The organism is Chelatococcus sp. YT9 (assembly GCF_018398315.1).
Lineage (GTDB): Bacteria > Pseudomonadota > Alphaproteobacteria > Rhizobiales > Beijerinckiaceae > Chelatococcus.
The window spans coordinates 1,010,817-1,024,544 of record NZ_JAHBRW010000001.1 but is presented as its reverse complement, the minus strand read 5'-3'; the positions used below and the strand labels follow the sequence as shown (position 1 = coordinate 1,024,544).

Genomic DNA, 13,728 nt, shown 5'->3' with positions numbered 1-13,728 from the left:
GGTTTCAGGCCCCGGTCGCGGTGGTCATGAGCGTCGCCATCGCGTCCGCCAGAAGTTCCTTGGAAGCGGCGTCCCGCGCCCGGTGAGCGGCGATGACAGCTCGCGCGTCGGCGGCTTCCCCCGTGTAAACGGCAAGGCTCTCCGCGATCGCCTCCGGCGCCGGGCCCCCCGGCAGCTTGCGCACGGCGACGAAATGCTCCGGGGTTGTCACACGGCGGAAGGTCACCTCGTCGAAGGTCGGTTCACGCCCCGCCGTCTCCTCGAAAATCCGGGCGAAGGTCTGATACGGCACGTTCGACAATGTCTCTCCGGAGGCCTGCATGTGGCGGGCAAGGGTCGCGGCGATGTGGTGGGCCTTGGAGAAGGGCAGGTTCTCCTCGCGCACGAGGGAATCCGCGAGCTCGGTGATGGTGGCGTAGGACGCCTCGATATTGGCGCGCACGCGCCGGCCGTTGATTTCGGCCGAGCGCACGACGCCGGCCATCAGCGCGAGCACGCGATGGGCGGTCGCAAAGGCCTCGTAGCCCGCGCCGTGGACCTCGTGCTCATTGTCGTTCATGTCGATGAACGGCGTGTTGTGCAGCGCCAGCAGCACCGCATCGGCATGGCCTGCGGTGAGCGAGGCAAGGAGGCGCATGTGCTCCACCGGCACGGGATTGCGCTTCTGCGGCATGATCGAGGAGATCTGCACGAAACCATCGGAGAAGCGCAGCTGGCCGACCTCGTAGGCAGTCCAATAGGCCATGTCCTGGGCGAAGCGGCCTAGGCTGAGCGCCATCAGCTTGATCGCGCCATAGGTCGCGGCCGTATAGTCCGCGCCGGCGATGCAACCGTAGGAATTGCGCAGGATGACGGGAAAGCCGAGCAGCTCTGCCACGCGCTGGCGATCGAGCGGGAAGCCTGTCGTCGTGATGGCGGCCGCGCCGAGGGGAGAGCGGTCCACCACCGCCCGCGCTTCCATCAGCCGGTTGAAGTCGCGCAGCAGGGTCTCGATGACGGCGCCGAGATAATGGCCGTAGGTGGATGGTTGCGCCGGCTGGCCGTGGGTATAGGCCAGGATGATCGTGCCGGCATCGGCGCGGGCCCGCGCGATGAGCGTGTCGACGAGATCGAGCACCGACGTGCCGAGCGTATCGAGCCGTTCGCGCAGCGCCATCTTGAACAGGGTATGGTCGATGTCGTTGCGCGAGCGCCCGGTGTGGAGGCGCCCGGCCACGTCGGGATCGACCTTCTGAGCCGCGATATCCTCAGCGATCAGTTTCTCGATATAGAAGAAGAGATCTTCATGTTCGCCGGTATAAGCCACTGGTGCGGTCAACCCGGCAAATGTGGCCTCCACCTTATCGAGCGCCTTGAAAAGGGCGGCGGCCTGCTGCGCTTCGAGAAGACCTTGTTCGGCCAGCATTGTCGCATGGGCGCGATGCAGGCGCAGGAGATGGCCGACGAGATACTTCTGGCTATGCGCGAAGCCGGGCGCCAGCACGGTCTCGGCGTAGACGGGAGCGGGAAAGCGGTCATCGCTGCCAATCGTGGCAGGGGGGCTTGTCGAAGCGCTCATACGATTATCCCTTCAGCCCGGCCAGCACGACGCCGCGGATGATGTAGCGTTGGAAGATGATGAAGACGACCAGGGTCGGCAGCGTCGCGAGCGTGGCGCCCGTCATGATCAGTTCCCAATCCGACAGGAATTCGCCAGAGAAAGAGGCGAGGCCGACCGGGACCGTATAGAGCGCGCGGTCGTTGGTGGCGATCAGTGGCCAGAGGAAGGCCGTCCAGTTGCCGAGAAAGGTGAAGATGGCGAGCGCCGAAAGCGCGGGCGTGACGAGCGGCATCGCCACTTTCCACCAGATCTGGAACTCGTTGAGCCCGTCGATGCGCGCGGCATGGATGTAGTCGTCCGGAATGCCGGAGAAGAACTGCCGCATCAGGAAGACACCGAACCCCGTGATGAGGCCCGGAAACATGATGCCCCAGTAGCTGTTCAGCCAGCCGAAGTTCTTGGCCATGATATACCACGGCACGATGAGCATCTCGGTCGGGATCATCAGCGTGGTGAGGATGGCGATGAAAATGAACTCGCGACCGCGAAACTTGAACTTCGCCAGGGTATAGCCAACGAGGCTGTCAAAGAAGAGGACCGAGATCGTTACCAGCGTGCTGGTGACGAGGGAGTTCACGAACCAGATGCCGAAGCGCGTGTTCTGGAAGATATAGGTGTAGTTATCGAGCGTCGGCTCGTGGGGGATGATGTTGAGCTCATAGACCTCGTTTGGATATTTAAACGAGGTCGCCACCATGTACACGAGCGGCACCATCATCACGATGGCGCCCAGCGCTAGCAACGTCCAGGCGACGATGCGGCCGGGATGGATGACCGTCCCGAGGGACCAGCCCCGCGCGGCGGTGATGTCCGAGGCGTGGGTCATGGGCGGCCCCTCATCAGGCGTAGCTGCAAGAGGCTGATCACCAGAAGAATGATGAACAGCACGAGCGTCTGGGCGGCGGCATAGCCCATCTGGAACGACCGGAACGCGGTGTCGTAGATGTTCAGCACCAATGGGCGCGTGGAGTTCAGGGGCCCGCCGGCGCCGTTGTCCGTCATGTTATAGACATGGTCGAAGATGCGCAGAAAGCCGATCGACGAGATCACCAGGAGAAAGACGATGGTCGGGCGCAGCAGGGGAAGGGTGATCTCGCGCAGGATCATCCAGCGGCCGGCGCCGTCGATGCGCGCCGCCTCGTAGTAGCTTGACGGGATGGCGCGCAGGCCGGCGAGGAACAGCACCACCTGGAAGCCGAGCCCGGCCCAGATGGCGGGCGCAAGCACCGCCGGCAGGGCCTGCGATGTTGAGCGCAGGAACGGCTGCACATCGAACCCGACTGAGGCCAGCATGTTGTTGAAGAGCCCGACCGGCATCGGCTGATAGAACCACCGCCACACCCAGGCCATCGCGACGGTCGTGGTGAGATGGGGCATGAAATAAAGCGCACGGATCAGGCCGTGGCCGAAGCGCACCTGGTCGAGATAGTAAGCGATGACGAAGGCGAGGAGGAGGCTGATCGGCGTGCCGAGGATGAGGTAGAGGAACGTGTTCTTAAGCGTCTGCCAGAAGACCGGGTCTTGAACCATCTGCCGGAAGTTGTCCAACCCGACGAATTCCGGCGGCGACAGCAGGTTCCAGCGCGTGAAGGCGATGCCAAAGGACTCAAAGGCCGGATAGAAGCGTATGAGTCCGAAGAAGACGATGGGAATGGCGAGGAAGACCCAGGCCCAGACGGCCTGCTTCTTCTCGACCGTGAGATTGGTATAGATCCGCATCGCTCCGCCTGTTCCCACGCTCGTGCCATGACGTTCCGCTTGACGCGTCGCCCCGACGACTGATGCGCCGATCATGGTCTAGCCTGATTAAATCAGGATTGTTGATTTAATACGTGAGCCGCGTCATTATGCAAGTGTCAGCCGCGACGCGCTGCGAATAGGGGTCCATGAGCTGGCGGGAGAGAAGACGGGCATGAGCGTTTCCGGCCTTGCTCCGTTCGACAGGCGTGGTCACAACCGCCGTGTCATCCTGGATGCCCTGCGCCGGCAGGGATCGGCGTCGCGAGCGGAGCTCGCGGCCACCACAGGGCTTTCCGCGCAGACGCTGTCCTCCATTGCGGACGACCTATGCCGCGAGGGGCTGCTCAAGATCGTCGGCCGTCGCGCGTCCGCCAGGGGACAGCCCCCAATCGACCTCGCCATCAACCGCGACGGCGGATTTGCCGTTGGAATCCATGTCGAGCATGGCCGGCTCACAGGCGTGTTGGCCGATCTCGGAGCCGAAATCCGGGGCGAGACGGTTCTGGCCTGCGATACGACGACGCCGGAAACGGCTCTCAGCGCGGCCGGCCGGCTCGTCGAGCGACTCGTTTTGGCGGCCGACATCGACAGGGCGCGTCTGTGGGGCGTGGGTGTGGTGCTGCCCGGTCCCTTTGGCCCCATTGATCTGGGGCCTGATCCATTGTCGATGGCCGCCTGGTCACGGGCCGATTTCAGCGGAGCCTATGCGGCAGAGCTGAAGCTGCCGGTTCTGGTCGGCAATGACGCCTCGGCCGCAGCCATTGGCGAGCATCTCCACGGAGTGGCGCGAGACCTGCGGAGTTTCGTCTATTTCTATATTGCTGAGGGTATAGGCGGCGGTGTCTTCATCGACGGCCAGCCTGCAACGGGCGCCTTCGGCAACGCGGGCGAGATCGGCCGGATGGTTGTGGGCCTCGCGCAAGATGGCCAGACACCAATCACCCTCGAGGATCACGCTTCGCTCGACGCGCTGCGACGGCGGCTGAGTGAAGCCGGGCTGTCGGAGGCAGCGGCTGAAGATGACGCGCGGCTGTTCGCCGCCCCGCCTGACATCGTTGCCGACTGGCGGCAGAGCGCGGCTCGCTACCTGCGTATGGCGATCGCGACCGTCGAGAGCCTGTTCGATCCGGAAACGGTCGTGGTCGGCGGACCTTTGCCACCGTTGGAGCTCAAGGCCCTGATCGCGGCGCTCGATCCGCTGCTGCCGACGGTGAGCCTGCGCAAGGACAGGGTGCAGCCACGCGTGATGATGGGCAGTGCCGGCCGTGCTTCGCCCGCGCTCGGTGGTGCAACGCTGCCGCTTTTTCGGGGGCTGACCCCGCAGCCGCGTGCCGCGCGCGTACCGAAAGGACTGCGGAATGCCAGGCAGAGCGCGGGCTCGCCGAATGCCGAGGGCCGCTCCGCCAATGGTGGAGCGCCACGATGACGGGGCATGCGTTCCTTCACCCAGGCAGCGGCGGATCAGCCGGCGGGCAGCGGCTCAAAGGCGAAGCCATCGTCGGCATTGCCGGTGATCGTCCCGAAGCAGCGGTCCTCCGGGAAATGGCCTGCCGCGACGAGCGCGCGCTCGGCGGCCGCGAAGGCCGCAAAGCCTGTGCGCGTGAGGATGGCCTGCGCAGGATCGCGATCGGCCCGGTGACACCAGTGTGGCTCGCCGATTTGAGCCGGGCTATGCCAGAGATCGCCAGCGGTCATGAGCGGCCGCGCCGTTCCCGAAAGGGTCACCACGCTGTGCCCCTCTGTATGGCCCGGCGCGGGCACGAAGTTGAGCTCGACAGCGCCTGCGCGCATGACGGGCGTATCGGTGGAATGTCCCGTCAGCATTCCCGTTGCGATGAGCGGAGCAATGTGAGTTCGATAGGCGGCCACATGGTGCGGCAGCGCCGCATCATTGCCGGCTTCCTGCCAGTGCACCATTTCCGCGATTGGAGCGAGGTAGCGTGCCTTGCGAAAGGTGGGGATGCCGTGGTCGTCACTTGCCCAGCCGACGTGGTCGAGGTGAAAATGGGTGAAGAGGACGAGGTCGACGTCATCCGGCTTTATTCCAGCCGCGGCGAGTTCGTCCATCAGTCTCCCGGACAGGCCGGGAAAATAGGAGACTGGTCCGGGTCCGATGCCGCAATCGATCAGGACAACCTTGTCCCCGACCCGGAGGGCGAAAGCATTGAAACGGGTGTGGAAGCGGTGATCGGGAAACCAGCGGCTCATGAGATCGGGCCTCTCGCTCACATCAGCTTTTGGAAACGAGTAAGACCATTCCGCCGGGGAGGGTGCTGCATCGGTCAAGGCGAAAAGAGTAGCGCCGCCAAGATCGAGCTGTCGCATGGTAATCTCCGAACTTCGATTTTGGCTATGCAGAAATGAAATTTTTGTTCATCTGCAGGCCATCCATTCTTCATGAATTAAGTGCCATCGTTTGAAAGCGATAACAAGGGAGAGACTATAATGACCGATGATAGAGCGGGAAAAAGCGGTAAGAGTGGCGGGTTGTCGATCAATCGCCGTGTGTTCACGACGGGTGCGATGGCGACGGGCTTTGCGGTGGCTGCTCCTGCCGTCCTGCGCGCCCAGACAGTTGAAATCGAATATTGGCAGTATTTCTTCAAGGAACGCGTCGAGGCGATCGATGCTCTCATCGCGCAGTTCGAGGCGGCGAATCCCGGCATCAAGGTCAAGCATTCGCACTTCCCGTATGCCCAGTATCGCACGAAGGTCGCCGCCGCCGTGCCGGCGGGCGAGGGCCCTGCCGTCCTCCAGCTCTATTTCGGCTGGATGCGCGAATATTCCAGGGCAAAGCTGATCCAGCCGCTGCCGACGGACGTATTCAAGGCAGCCGATATCGACAAGAATTTCTTCCCGTTCGTACAGCTCATGAAGCGCGATGACGCCTATTGGGCCATCCCGACCGCCGTCCGCAGCCTTGGGATGTTCTACAACAAGAAGCTTCTCGAGGGCGCCGGTATCGCGGCGCCGCCGAAGACGCTCGATGACTATGTGAAGACTGCCCTGGCCGTCGCGAAGCACGACTCATCTGGCAACCTGATCACCGCTGGTGCCACGATCGGCCTGCCTTCGCAGGATAACCACTGGTGGCGCGACATCCTCATCCGGCAGTTCGGCGGCAAGCCCTACAGCGACGATTTCCGCACCGTCACCTATGGAAACGAACACGGCGCTGCTGCGCTTGCCTGGTACACCGACCTGCAGCGCAAGCACAAGGTGGCGACGGCGGGCTTCGTCGGGGAGACGCAGGCGGCCTTCAAGTCGGGCAAGGCAGGCCTGACCGTCGACGGCTCCTTCCGCCTCGGCAGCTTCAAGACGGCGCGTGGCTTCGAATGGGGCGTGGCGGAAGTGCCGACTCACAACGGCATCAAGTCCAACTACGCATCCTACTGGGTCAACGGTCTTACCGCGGGTGTCACCGGCGCGAAAAAGGACGCTGCGACCAAGTTCCTCGCCTTCATCACCACCGATGACGCGATGCAGCTGTGGCTCGACAAGACGGGCGAGTTGCCGGCCAAGCCGAGCGTGGCCCTCAGCCCCAAGAACCTGGCCGATCCTCTGACCGGGCCGATGCTCAAGGGCCTGGAATATGCGCATACGACCGATTTCGTGAACGAGGACGCAAACCTCCAGAACTTCGCAAATATGATCGACCGGGTGCTGATCCAGAATCAGGATCCGTTGGAGTCCGTCAAGATCGCGGCTGCCGCCGAGCAGAAGCTGATCGACGACTATTACAAGTCCTGATCACGAAAAAGGCACGCCAGTTTTCCGCTGGCGTGCCTCTTCAGGAATGATCACAGGTCAGGCGCGGCTCAGGCGCTGCCCAGCGGATCCGGCCCAAATCTGTTGGCCCCCCGCGTACCCGGCTGGCAGAACCAGATGATCATGATGATGCCGCCGATGCCGGTGAAGCCCAGGAGCACCCACCATCCCGTCCGGTCCATGTCGTGGAAGCGCCGGACGGCCAAGGCAAGCGTTGGCAGAAACAGCGCAAGATAGGCCAGGCCGTTGAATGGCGTGACGATCATCTCACCCGTCTCGAACAGGATGCGATCAAGCGCGCCTGCGATGAGATAGACAACAAGTGAGAACAGGATCCAATACCAATACGCCGAGCGTGACGCACGGCCATTGAAATTGACATAGTTCTGGATACCGGATGCGACCGCTTGGCTGAATGTCATGGTCCTGCCCATGCGTCTATATCGGGAGATTCTCTCTACCCGATCGCCCGGCGGTGGCAATGAAATCCCGCCGTTAGTGTTAAGATACCTGCTTACGGGGCTGCGTCCCCCCGTTATTCTCCCTGAAATGGCCGAGCAGTCTGAGCGCGTTGAGCGTCACGAGCACAGTGCCGCCGGTATCCGCGATGACGGCCATCCAGAGACCGGTTGTTCCGGTGATCGTGGTGACGAGAAACAGCGCCTTCAGCCCCAGCGCGATCGCGATGTTCTGACGGATATTGGCCATCGTGGCGCGAGCGAGGCCGATGAGTTGCGAAACGCCCGAGACGTCGTTCTTGAGCAGCGCCGCGTCCGCAGCTTCCAAGGCGACGTCGGCGCCCGAACCCATGGCGATCCCCACCTGCGCGGAAGCGAGCGCTGGCGCGTCGTTGATCCCGTCGCCGACCATGGCGACCGGCTTTTCCGCCGCCATCGCCTTGATCACCTCCGCCTTGTCGGCGGGCAACATTTCGGCGCGCACATCGAGGCCGAGCATTTGGCCGATGGCCGCGCCCGTGCGGGCGTTGTCACCGGTCAGCATGACCGCTCCGACGCCGAGATCCTTGAGCGCGGCGATACCGGCGCCGGCCCCCGCGCGTGGCTGGTCGCGCAGCGCGATCAGCCCTTGCGCCGCGCCATCCGTCGTCACCACCACGACGGTCTTGCCTTCGCTTTCCAGCCGGGCGATCGTCTCTTCCACGGCGGAAAGCTCCGCGCGTTCAGCGGCGAAGCGCGGTGCGCCGATGAAGACGGCACTCGGTCCCACGCGGCCTTCCATACCCTTGCCGGGCACCGCGCGCACGCTGGTTGCCTCGCGTTTGCCAGTCTTGGCCGAGACGACGGCAGCACGGCTGACGATCGCCTTGGCGAGCGGATGGTTGGAATGCGCCTCCACGGCGGCTGCCGTGGCGAGAACGGCATCGTCGCTGCCGGCGAGCGCCATCACGTCCGTTACCTCCGGTCGCCCCTCGGTGAGGGTGCCCGTCTTATCGAACGCGACTGTCTTGATACCGGCGAGCTTTTCGACGATGACACCGCCCTTGATCAGCAGGCCGTGGCGCGCACCAGCGGACAGGCTCGAGGCAATCGCCGCCGGGACCGAGATGACAAGCGCGCAGGGGCAGCCGATGAGGAGGAGCGTCAGCCCCTTGTAAACCCATTCATCCCATGCGCTGCCGAAAGCGAGCGGTGGCACAACGGCGACAAGCGCAGATAGCACGACGATGAAGGGCATGTAGACCCGCGAGAAGCGATCAATAAAGCGCTCCGTGGGCGCCTGCGCATCCTGTGCTTCCTCGACGAGGGTGACGATGCGCGCGATCATGTTGTCGCTGGCTGCTTTCTCCACCCGCACCCTGAGCGCCGCATCCTGGTTGATGGATCCGGCGAAGACATCCGCGCCCGGCTCCTTGGCCTTGGGCACGGACTCACCGGTGATGGGTGCCTCGTCGACGCTTGAGAACCCTTCTTCAACCTTGCCGTCAGCGGGCACCCGATCGCCTGGCCGGACCACGACGACCTGCCCGACAGCAAGGCTCGCGGCCGGCACCTCGCGAAGGGCGCCGCCGGATTCGAGCATGGCCGTCTGCGGGATGAGATTGGCAAGAGCGCGGATGCCGGCACGGGCGCGGCCTGCCGCCACCCCCTCCAGTACCTCCCCGACACTGAACAGGAAGACAACGATCGCGGCCTCTTCCGCTGCGCCAATGATGAGCGCACCGATGACGGCGATCGTCATCAGCATCTCAATGGTGAATGGTGCTCCGGCAATCGCCGCCATGATTGCGCGACGGGAGATCGGCGCGGCGGCAATAAGCGTCGCAGCAATGAAAATGCCATAAGCGGCCTGCGGGAGCACGAGGCTCGAGCCATAGGCGAGCGCCACCAGAAGGCCGGCGGTGAGCGCAATGCGCCCCTTCGGCTGGCTCCACCAGCGAGCGCTCGGCTCCTCCTTTGCGGGGCGAGCGGCTGGATTGCTCCGGTCCACCCGCTCGGGCCGATAGCCGAGTTGGCTGATCTGGCGTTCGATGTCGACCTCCTGGGTCAACCCGCGGTCCAGCTTGAGCGCCAGCGTCTCGTTGGTGACGGAAATGCGGATGTCGTCAGTGCCAGGCAGGCGTCCGAGCGCAGTCTTGATGGTGTTGGCGCAACTCGCGCAGTCCATGCCGTAGACTTTCCACACGACAGCGCCGGCCGGCGCTGTCGCTAAGGCAAGGCCGGCGTCCTCATCCAGGGAAGGATGGTGATGGTGTGCAGCATGCGAGTGTTGGTGGCCATGGTCATGGTCATGGCTGAGATCACGACCATGGTTGTGGTCATGCCGCCTGCTGGCATTATGGCTATGCCCGTCATGGTCATGATGGTCTGAATGTGCGCGGTCGGATTGTCCATGCCCGCAGCCGCAGCCTGCGCCGTGGCTATGGTCCTGATAGGATTGGGATTTCGTTTGCGCATTCATCGCGACACCGGTCATTGAATTTCGATCCGGTGCCCACCATAATTCCTATAGTAACTACAGGTTCAAGTCGAAAGTGTGTGATGGGAGTTTTCGCCATGGCCGAAACGACCCTTGAACGTGCATATTCCATCGGTAAGGTGTCCGAGGCCACCGGCTGCAAGGTGGAGACCATCCGTTTCTACGAGCAGATTGGGCTGTTGCCCGAGCCGGAGCGCACCGAAGGCAAGCAGCGCCGCTACCTCGCGAGCCACATCGATCGGCTGCGATTCATTCTTCACGCGCGAGACCTTGGTTTTTCCGTCGAAGCTGTCCGCGAGCTCCTGAAGCTGGCAGCCGACCCTTCGGCGCCCTGTGAGCAAGCCGATGAGATCGCCCGCGCGCAGCTGGCGGCGGTGAGGGCCAAGATCGCCCGTTTAATGGATCTCGCCAAGGAACTCGAATGCGTAGCCGAAGGCTGCCACGGCGGGCGCATTGCCGATTGTCGCGTCATCGAAGTGCTGGCGGAACATGGCGCCTGCAGTCACGGCGGCGCCCGCTATGACGACGGGCGATAGGCCTTGACCTTCCCATAAGGGAAAGGTTTATGCGAGTTGCATGACGCGGCGGTCGTATGTCTGGATGGGCGCCAGCCAACACGGGGTGCAAGGCTCGGCCGCCGGCGCAGCCCCTTCTGCAGGCTGTCCTCCGCTACCCACTTGCCGCGCGCGGCCCCGCCACCGGAGGACTGCCCTCGCGGACAGGAACCAATCCCTCGCTCGCAACAGTGGAGATTACACATGAATATCGGTGAGGCGGCGACCGCATCGGGCATTTCCGCCAAGATGCTGCGCTATTACGAGCGCGTTGGATTGATACGCCCCGCGCAGCGCACCGAGAGCGGATATCGCGTCTATGGGGAGGATGATGTCCATACCCTGCGCTTCGTGCGGCGCGCCCGGGGGCTTGGCTTTTCCATTGAAGAGACAGCGGGACTTCTGGCCTTGTGGCGCGACAAGACGCGGGCGAGTGCGGATGTGAAGGTGCTGGCACTGCGCCATATGCGCGAGCTTGAGGACAAGATTACCGAACTTGAGACCATGCGGCGGACGCTGCAGCATCTGGCGGGGCACTGCCATGGTGACACGCGCCCGGACTGCCCCATTCTCGACGACATAGCCGGCCTGACGCAGAAAACCGATGACTGAGCGCTTCTTTGTGATCACGGGTGGCCCGGGTGCCGGCAAGACAACGCTGATTGAGGCGCTTGCGACAGAAGGATACGCCACGGCACCAGAGGCAGGCCGAGGCATCATTCAGGATCAGGTGACTATCGACGGCCAGGCACTGCCCTGGCGCGACAAGGGGCTCTTTGCGGAGATGATGCTCGCGGCCGATCTCGCGACCTATCGCATGCAGATGCTTCGGATTGGGGCAGATGGGGCGGAAGGGCCGGTTTTCTTCGATCGCGGCATTCCCGACATTGCGGGATATCTCAATCTCTCCGGCCTGCCCGTACCGGATCACGTAGAGCGCGCGATCGCGCTATGTCCTTATAGCGGCACTGTCTTCATTTGTCCGCCATGGCCAGAGATCTACTCCGCGGATACGGAGCGCAAGCAATCCCTTGAAGAGGCCGTACGCACCTATGAGGCCATGCGCGCGACATATTCTCGCTACGGCTATGCGCTGAAGGAAGTGCCACGCCTCAGCGTTGCGGAGCGCGTGGCCTTCCTGGCGGCGGCGGTCCACGCCACATAGGTCGTACGGCTGTAAGCTACGCGGTGTGTCGTTCCTGGGCACGGCCGGCGACGCTCGTCGCCGGCCAAGCGACGATGCCGGGGCTCAGTCGACGAGTGCTGCGTCCAGAGTGATCTCAGCTTTCAGGAGCTTGGAAACAGGGCAGCCGGCCTTGGCCTTGTTCGCGAGCTCCTTGAATGTTTCAGGTGTCGCTCCAGGGACCTTGGCGCGCAACGTCAGATGCACGGCCGTGATGGCAAATCCGTCCTCGACCTTGTCCAGGGTGACCTCCGCGGTCGTTTCCATATTCTCGGCCGTCAGCTTGGCCTCGCCGAGGATGAGCGAAAGCGCCATGGTGAAACAGCCGGCATGGGCTGCGCCGATGAGCTCTTCCGGGTTGGTGCCGGGCTTGCCTTCGAAGCGGCTGCTGAAGCCATAGGGATAGCCGCTCAATGCCCCGCTTTTCGTCGAAATTGCTCCCTTGCCATCCTTGATGCCACCTTGCCAGACAGCTGATCCACTCGTCTTCATGAACTATCTCCCGACATTGGATGAAAGACCCGGAGGCGTTCGGCTGGCTCACCCAACCGGCCAGCGTGTCTCCTGTTTGAGGGATAGAAGCGGCTTCGCTTGGGAAAGGCGCTCCGGTGTGAAAGGCTCATCACTCCATATCAGCGTGATCATGCTGACCACATGGAGATAGGCAGATGCAGGTGCCTTTGCCAGTGCCTCGCAGCGCGTTGCGACAAGGCTTCTGATGCTGCCGCGGTGGTCGGTCGGTCGAAAAATGCGGATATCGCTGCCCTCGCTCGCCTTTAGCCCCGTTGACATGGACGCTGGGCTTGCATTCTGCCATTGGCCCGCTATAGAAGCGCAGCGCGTCAGCGAAGCGGTGCTATTCCGTAGCTCTGCAGGGTGACAAATGGAGCGTCCAGCCTCCAGCTCTCACCCCAAGCCCGCGCCGAGGAGAGGTGGCCGAGTGGTTGAAGGCGCACGCCTGGAACGCGTGTATACGGGCAACCGTATCGAGGGTTCGAATCCCTCTCTCTCCGCCACCCGGACGCCCGAGGCCGCGATTTCCACCGGGCGCGATTAAGACCATCAACTGGAGTTACGCACAGCGGCCGGGCAAGCCACTGGGTGGGGCTTTTCGAGCGATGTGGTTCGATCCAAATCGGCGAACATCTGGCTTGGGTTGGTCGCGACTTGGCACCAACGACCTTCGTCCTGACCGACCACGGTGGAAAACCTCAACGGTCTCACACATTCGTCAGGGTGCATTCTGTTGATGGGGAGACCCAGGTCGGGGGCCCGGTTCTTCATTTCATCCTGCAGATAAGGCCTCTCCTTTGAGCCTGTTGCGCGGCCAAGTGAGCCTTGGCAGCGAGCGATTGTCATCACGGTGCGTTAGGCAGGACGGGCAAGCCGGCCAGGCGGGCCGCATGTCTTGGTGTGGTCAGGGGCGACCCGTGCATCCCCCGCCAGCAAGAACCCAGATGCAATAGTCGAATTCTCCGGCCCCTGTCGTGCGGTGCAAGTCACGGCTGAGATCCCGATACCCTCTCGTAGGCGAAGAACATTGATAGATTAGGACGTGTGGGAGAACACACAGTCCGGATGTTAAGTGCGCCATAATGTCGACCTTCGGAACTCAGACCGGCGTTTGTTGGTTCTTCGTTTCGACTATGGAGGAAGATATGTTCACACCGAAGGTCGCTCCGATCGCGGTGTCCCCAGAGCATGTGAAAGAAGCGGAGGCGCGTTGCGCCCGGCAGCGCGAGTTTATCAGGGAATTGCGCGCGAACGGTCAGCCGACTGCCACGGCTGAAGCCATTCTGGACAGTATGCAAAGCTGTCTCGCCCGCGTTCGCGCGACTGTTGCGAGCCAAGCGGTTCAGAAGACCGCGTGAGGCGGAAAAGCCCCGGCCGAGGGGGCGGTACCGGGCCCAGGATCTTCGCAAAGCGTGCCGAACTTCGCCCTCCAG

General features: G+C 63.0%; 15 protein-coding genes and 1 tRNA gene. 7 read left to right on the top strand and 9 right to left on the bottom strand.

What is annotated here, in order from left to right:
* Positions 1-4 precede the first annotated feature (4 nt).
* Genes argH through KIO76_RS04640 form a run of 3 tightly spaced genes read right to left on the bottom strand, consistent with a single transcriptional unit; the run spans position 5 to position 3,319 of the window.
* Entirely contained in the window at positions 5-1,558 is a 1,554-nt protein-coding gene (gene argH, locus KIO76_RS04650) for an argininosuccinate lyase (protein ID WP_213321693.1), read from the bottom strand.
* A gap of 4 nt (positions 1,559-1,562) precedes the next feature.
* Complete coding sequence (locus KIO76_RS04645) at positions 1,563-2,426, bottom strand: carbohydrate ABC transporter permease (protein ID WP_213321692.1); 864 nt, start codon at positions 2,424-2,426, stop codon at positions 1,563-1,565.
* Positions 2,423-3,319, bottom strand: a complete 897-nt coding sequence (locus tag KIO76_RS04640; RefSeq protein WP_213325021.1) for a carbohydrate ABC transporter permease — start codon at positions 3,317-3,319, stop codon at positions 2,423-2,425. Before KIO76_RS04640 ends, KIO76_RS04645 begins: the two co-directional genes overlap by 4 nt.
* 193 nt (positions 3,320-3,512) lie before the next feature.
* Between KIO76_RS04640 and KIO76_RS04635 the strand changes: the two genes are divergently transcribed.
* Positions 3,513-4,766: an ROK family transcriptional regulator gene (locus KIO76_RS04635; protein ID WP_213321691.1), complete on the top strand. Its 1,254-nt coding sequence runs from the start codon at positions 3,513-3,515 to the stop codon at positions 4,764-4,766.
* Positions 4,767-4,801: 35 nt separating this feature from the next.
* On the opposite strand, the gene KIO76_RS04630 is transcribed toward KIO76_RS04635, so the two are convergent.
* Positions 4,802-5,665 (bottom strand): MBL fold metallo-hydrolase, encoded by an 864-nt coding sequence (locus KIO76_RS04630; RefSeq protein WP_213321690.1) that lies wholly within the window; start codon positions 5,663-5,665, stop codon positions 4,802-4,804.
* A 120-nt stretch (positions 5,666-5,785) separates the two neighbouring features.
* On the opposite strand from KIO76_RS04630, the gene KIO76_RS04625 reads away from it, so the two are divergent.
* A complete protein-coding gene (locus tag KIO76_RS04625) occupies positions 5,786-7,090 on the top strand; it encodes an extracellular solute-binding protein (protein WP_249729488.1) in 1,305 nt (434 codons plus the stop codon).
* Between the two features lie 68 nt (positions 7,091-7,158).
* Here KIO76_RS04625 and KIO76_RS04620 read toward each other — a convergent pair whose 3' ends face one another.
* The 3 genes from KIO76_RS04620 to KIO76_RS30865 all read right to left on the bottom strand — a co-directional run bounded on the left by KIO76_RS04620 (position 7,159) and on the right by KIO76_RS30865 (position 10,023).
* On the bottom strand, positions 7,159-7,530 hold the full coding sequence (locus KIO76_RS04620) for a DUF805 domain-containing protein (protein WP_213321689.1): 372 nt from the start codon (positions 7,528-7,530) through the stop codon (positions 7,159-7,161).
* 79 nt (positions 7,531-7,609) lie between these two features.
* On the bottom strand, positions 7,610-9,733 hold the full coding sequence (locus KIO76_RS04615; protein ID WP_249729487.1) for a heavy metal translocating P-type ATPase: 2,124 nt from the start codon (positions 9,731-9,733) through the stop codon (positions 7,610-7,612).
* A gap of 41 nt (positions 9,734-9,774) precedes the next feature.
* Positions 9,775-10,023, bottom strand: coding sequence for a hypothetical protein (locus tag KIO76_RS30865; protein ID WP_249729486.1), 249 nt, complete (start codon positions 10,021-10,023; stop codon positions 9,775-9,777).
* Between the two features lie 99 nt (positions 10,024-10,122).
* Here KIO76_RS30865 and KIO76_RS04610 point away from each other — a divergent pair, with 99 nt between their 5' ends.
* From KIO76_RS04610 to KIO76_RS04600, 3 genes are all read left to right on the top strand, one after another.
* The gene (locus KIO76_RS04610) at positions 10,123-10,581 is read left to right on the top strand and encodes a MerR family transcriptional regulator (RefSeq protein ID WP_213321688.1); all 459 of its coding nucleotides are present in this window, start codon (positions 10,123-10,125) and stop codon (positions 10,579-10,581) included.
* A gap of 222 nt (positions 10,582-10,803) precedes the next feature.
* Positions 10,804-11,211 carry a Cu(I)-responsive transcriptional regulator gene (gene cueR / locus KIO76_RS04605; protein ID WP_213321687.1) on the top strand — a complete coding sequence of 136 codons (408 nt, stop codon included), beginning with the start codon at positions 10,804-10,806 and terminating at the stop codon, positions 11,209-11,211.
* Positions 11,204-11,764, top strand: a complete 561-nt coding sequence (locus tag KIO76_RS04600; RefSeq protein WP_213321686.1) for an AAA family ATPase — start codon at positions 11,204-11,206, stop codon at positions 11,762-11,764. Before cueR ends, KIO76_RS04600 begins: the two co-directional genes overlap by 8 nt.
* Positions 11,765-11,848: 84 nt before the next feature.
* On the opposite strand, the gene KIO76_RS04595 is transcribed toward KIO76_RS04600, so the two are convergent.
* Positions 11,849-12,274 carry an OsmC family protein gene (locus KIO76_RS04595; RefSeq protein WP_213321685.1) on the bottom strand — a complete coding sequence of 142 codons (426 nt, stop codon included), beginning with the start codon at positions 12,272-12,274 and terminating at the stop codon, positions 11,849-11,851.
* Between the two features lie 48 nt (positions 12,275-12,322).
* Complete coding sequence (locus KIO76_RS04590) at positions 12,323-12,574, bottom strand: hypothetical protein (RefSeq protein ID WP_213321684.1); 252 nt, start codon at positions 12,572-12,574, stop codon at positions 12,323-12,325.
* A gap of 134 nt (positions 12,575-12,708) precedes the next feature.
* On the opposite strand from KIO76_RS04590, the gene KIO76_RS04585 reads away from it, so the two are divergent.
* Positions 12,709-12,798, top strand: a tRNA-Ser gene (locus KIO76_RS04585).
* Positions 12,799-13,440: 642 nt separating this feature from the next.
* Positions 13,441-13,653: a hypothetical protein gene (locus tag KIO76_RS04580; RefSeq protein WP_213321683.1), complete on the top strand. Its 213-nt coding sequence runs from the start codon at positions 13,441-13,443 to the stop codon at positions 13,651-13,653.
* Positions 13,654-13,728: the final 75 nt, after the last annotated feature.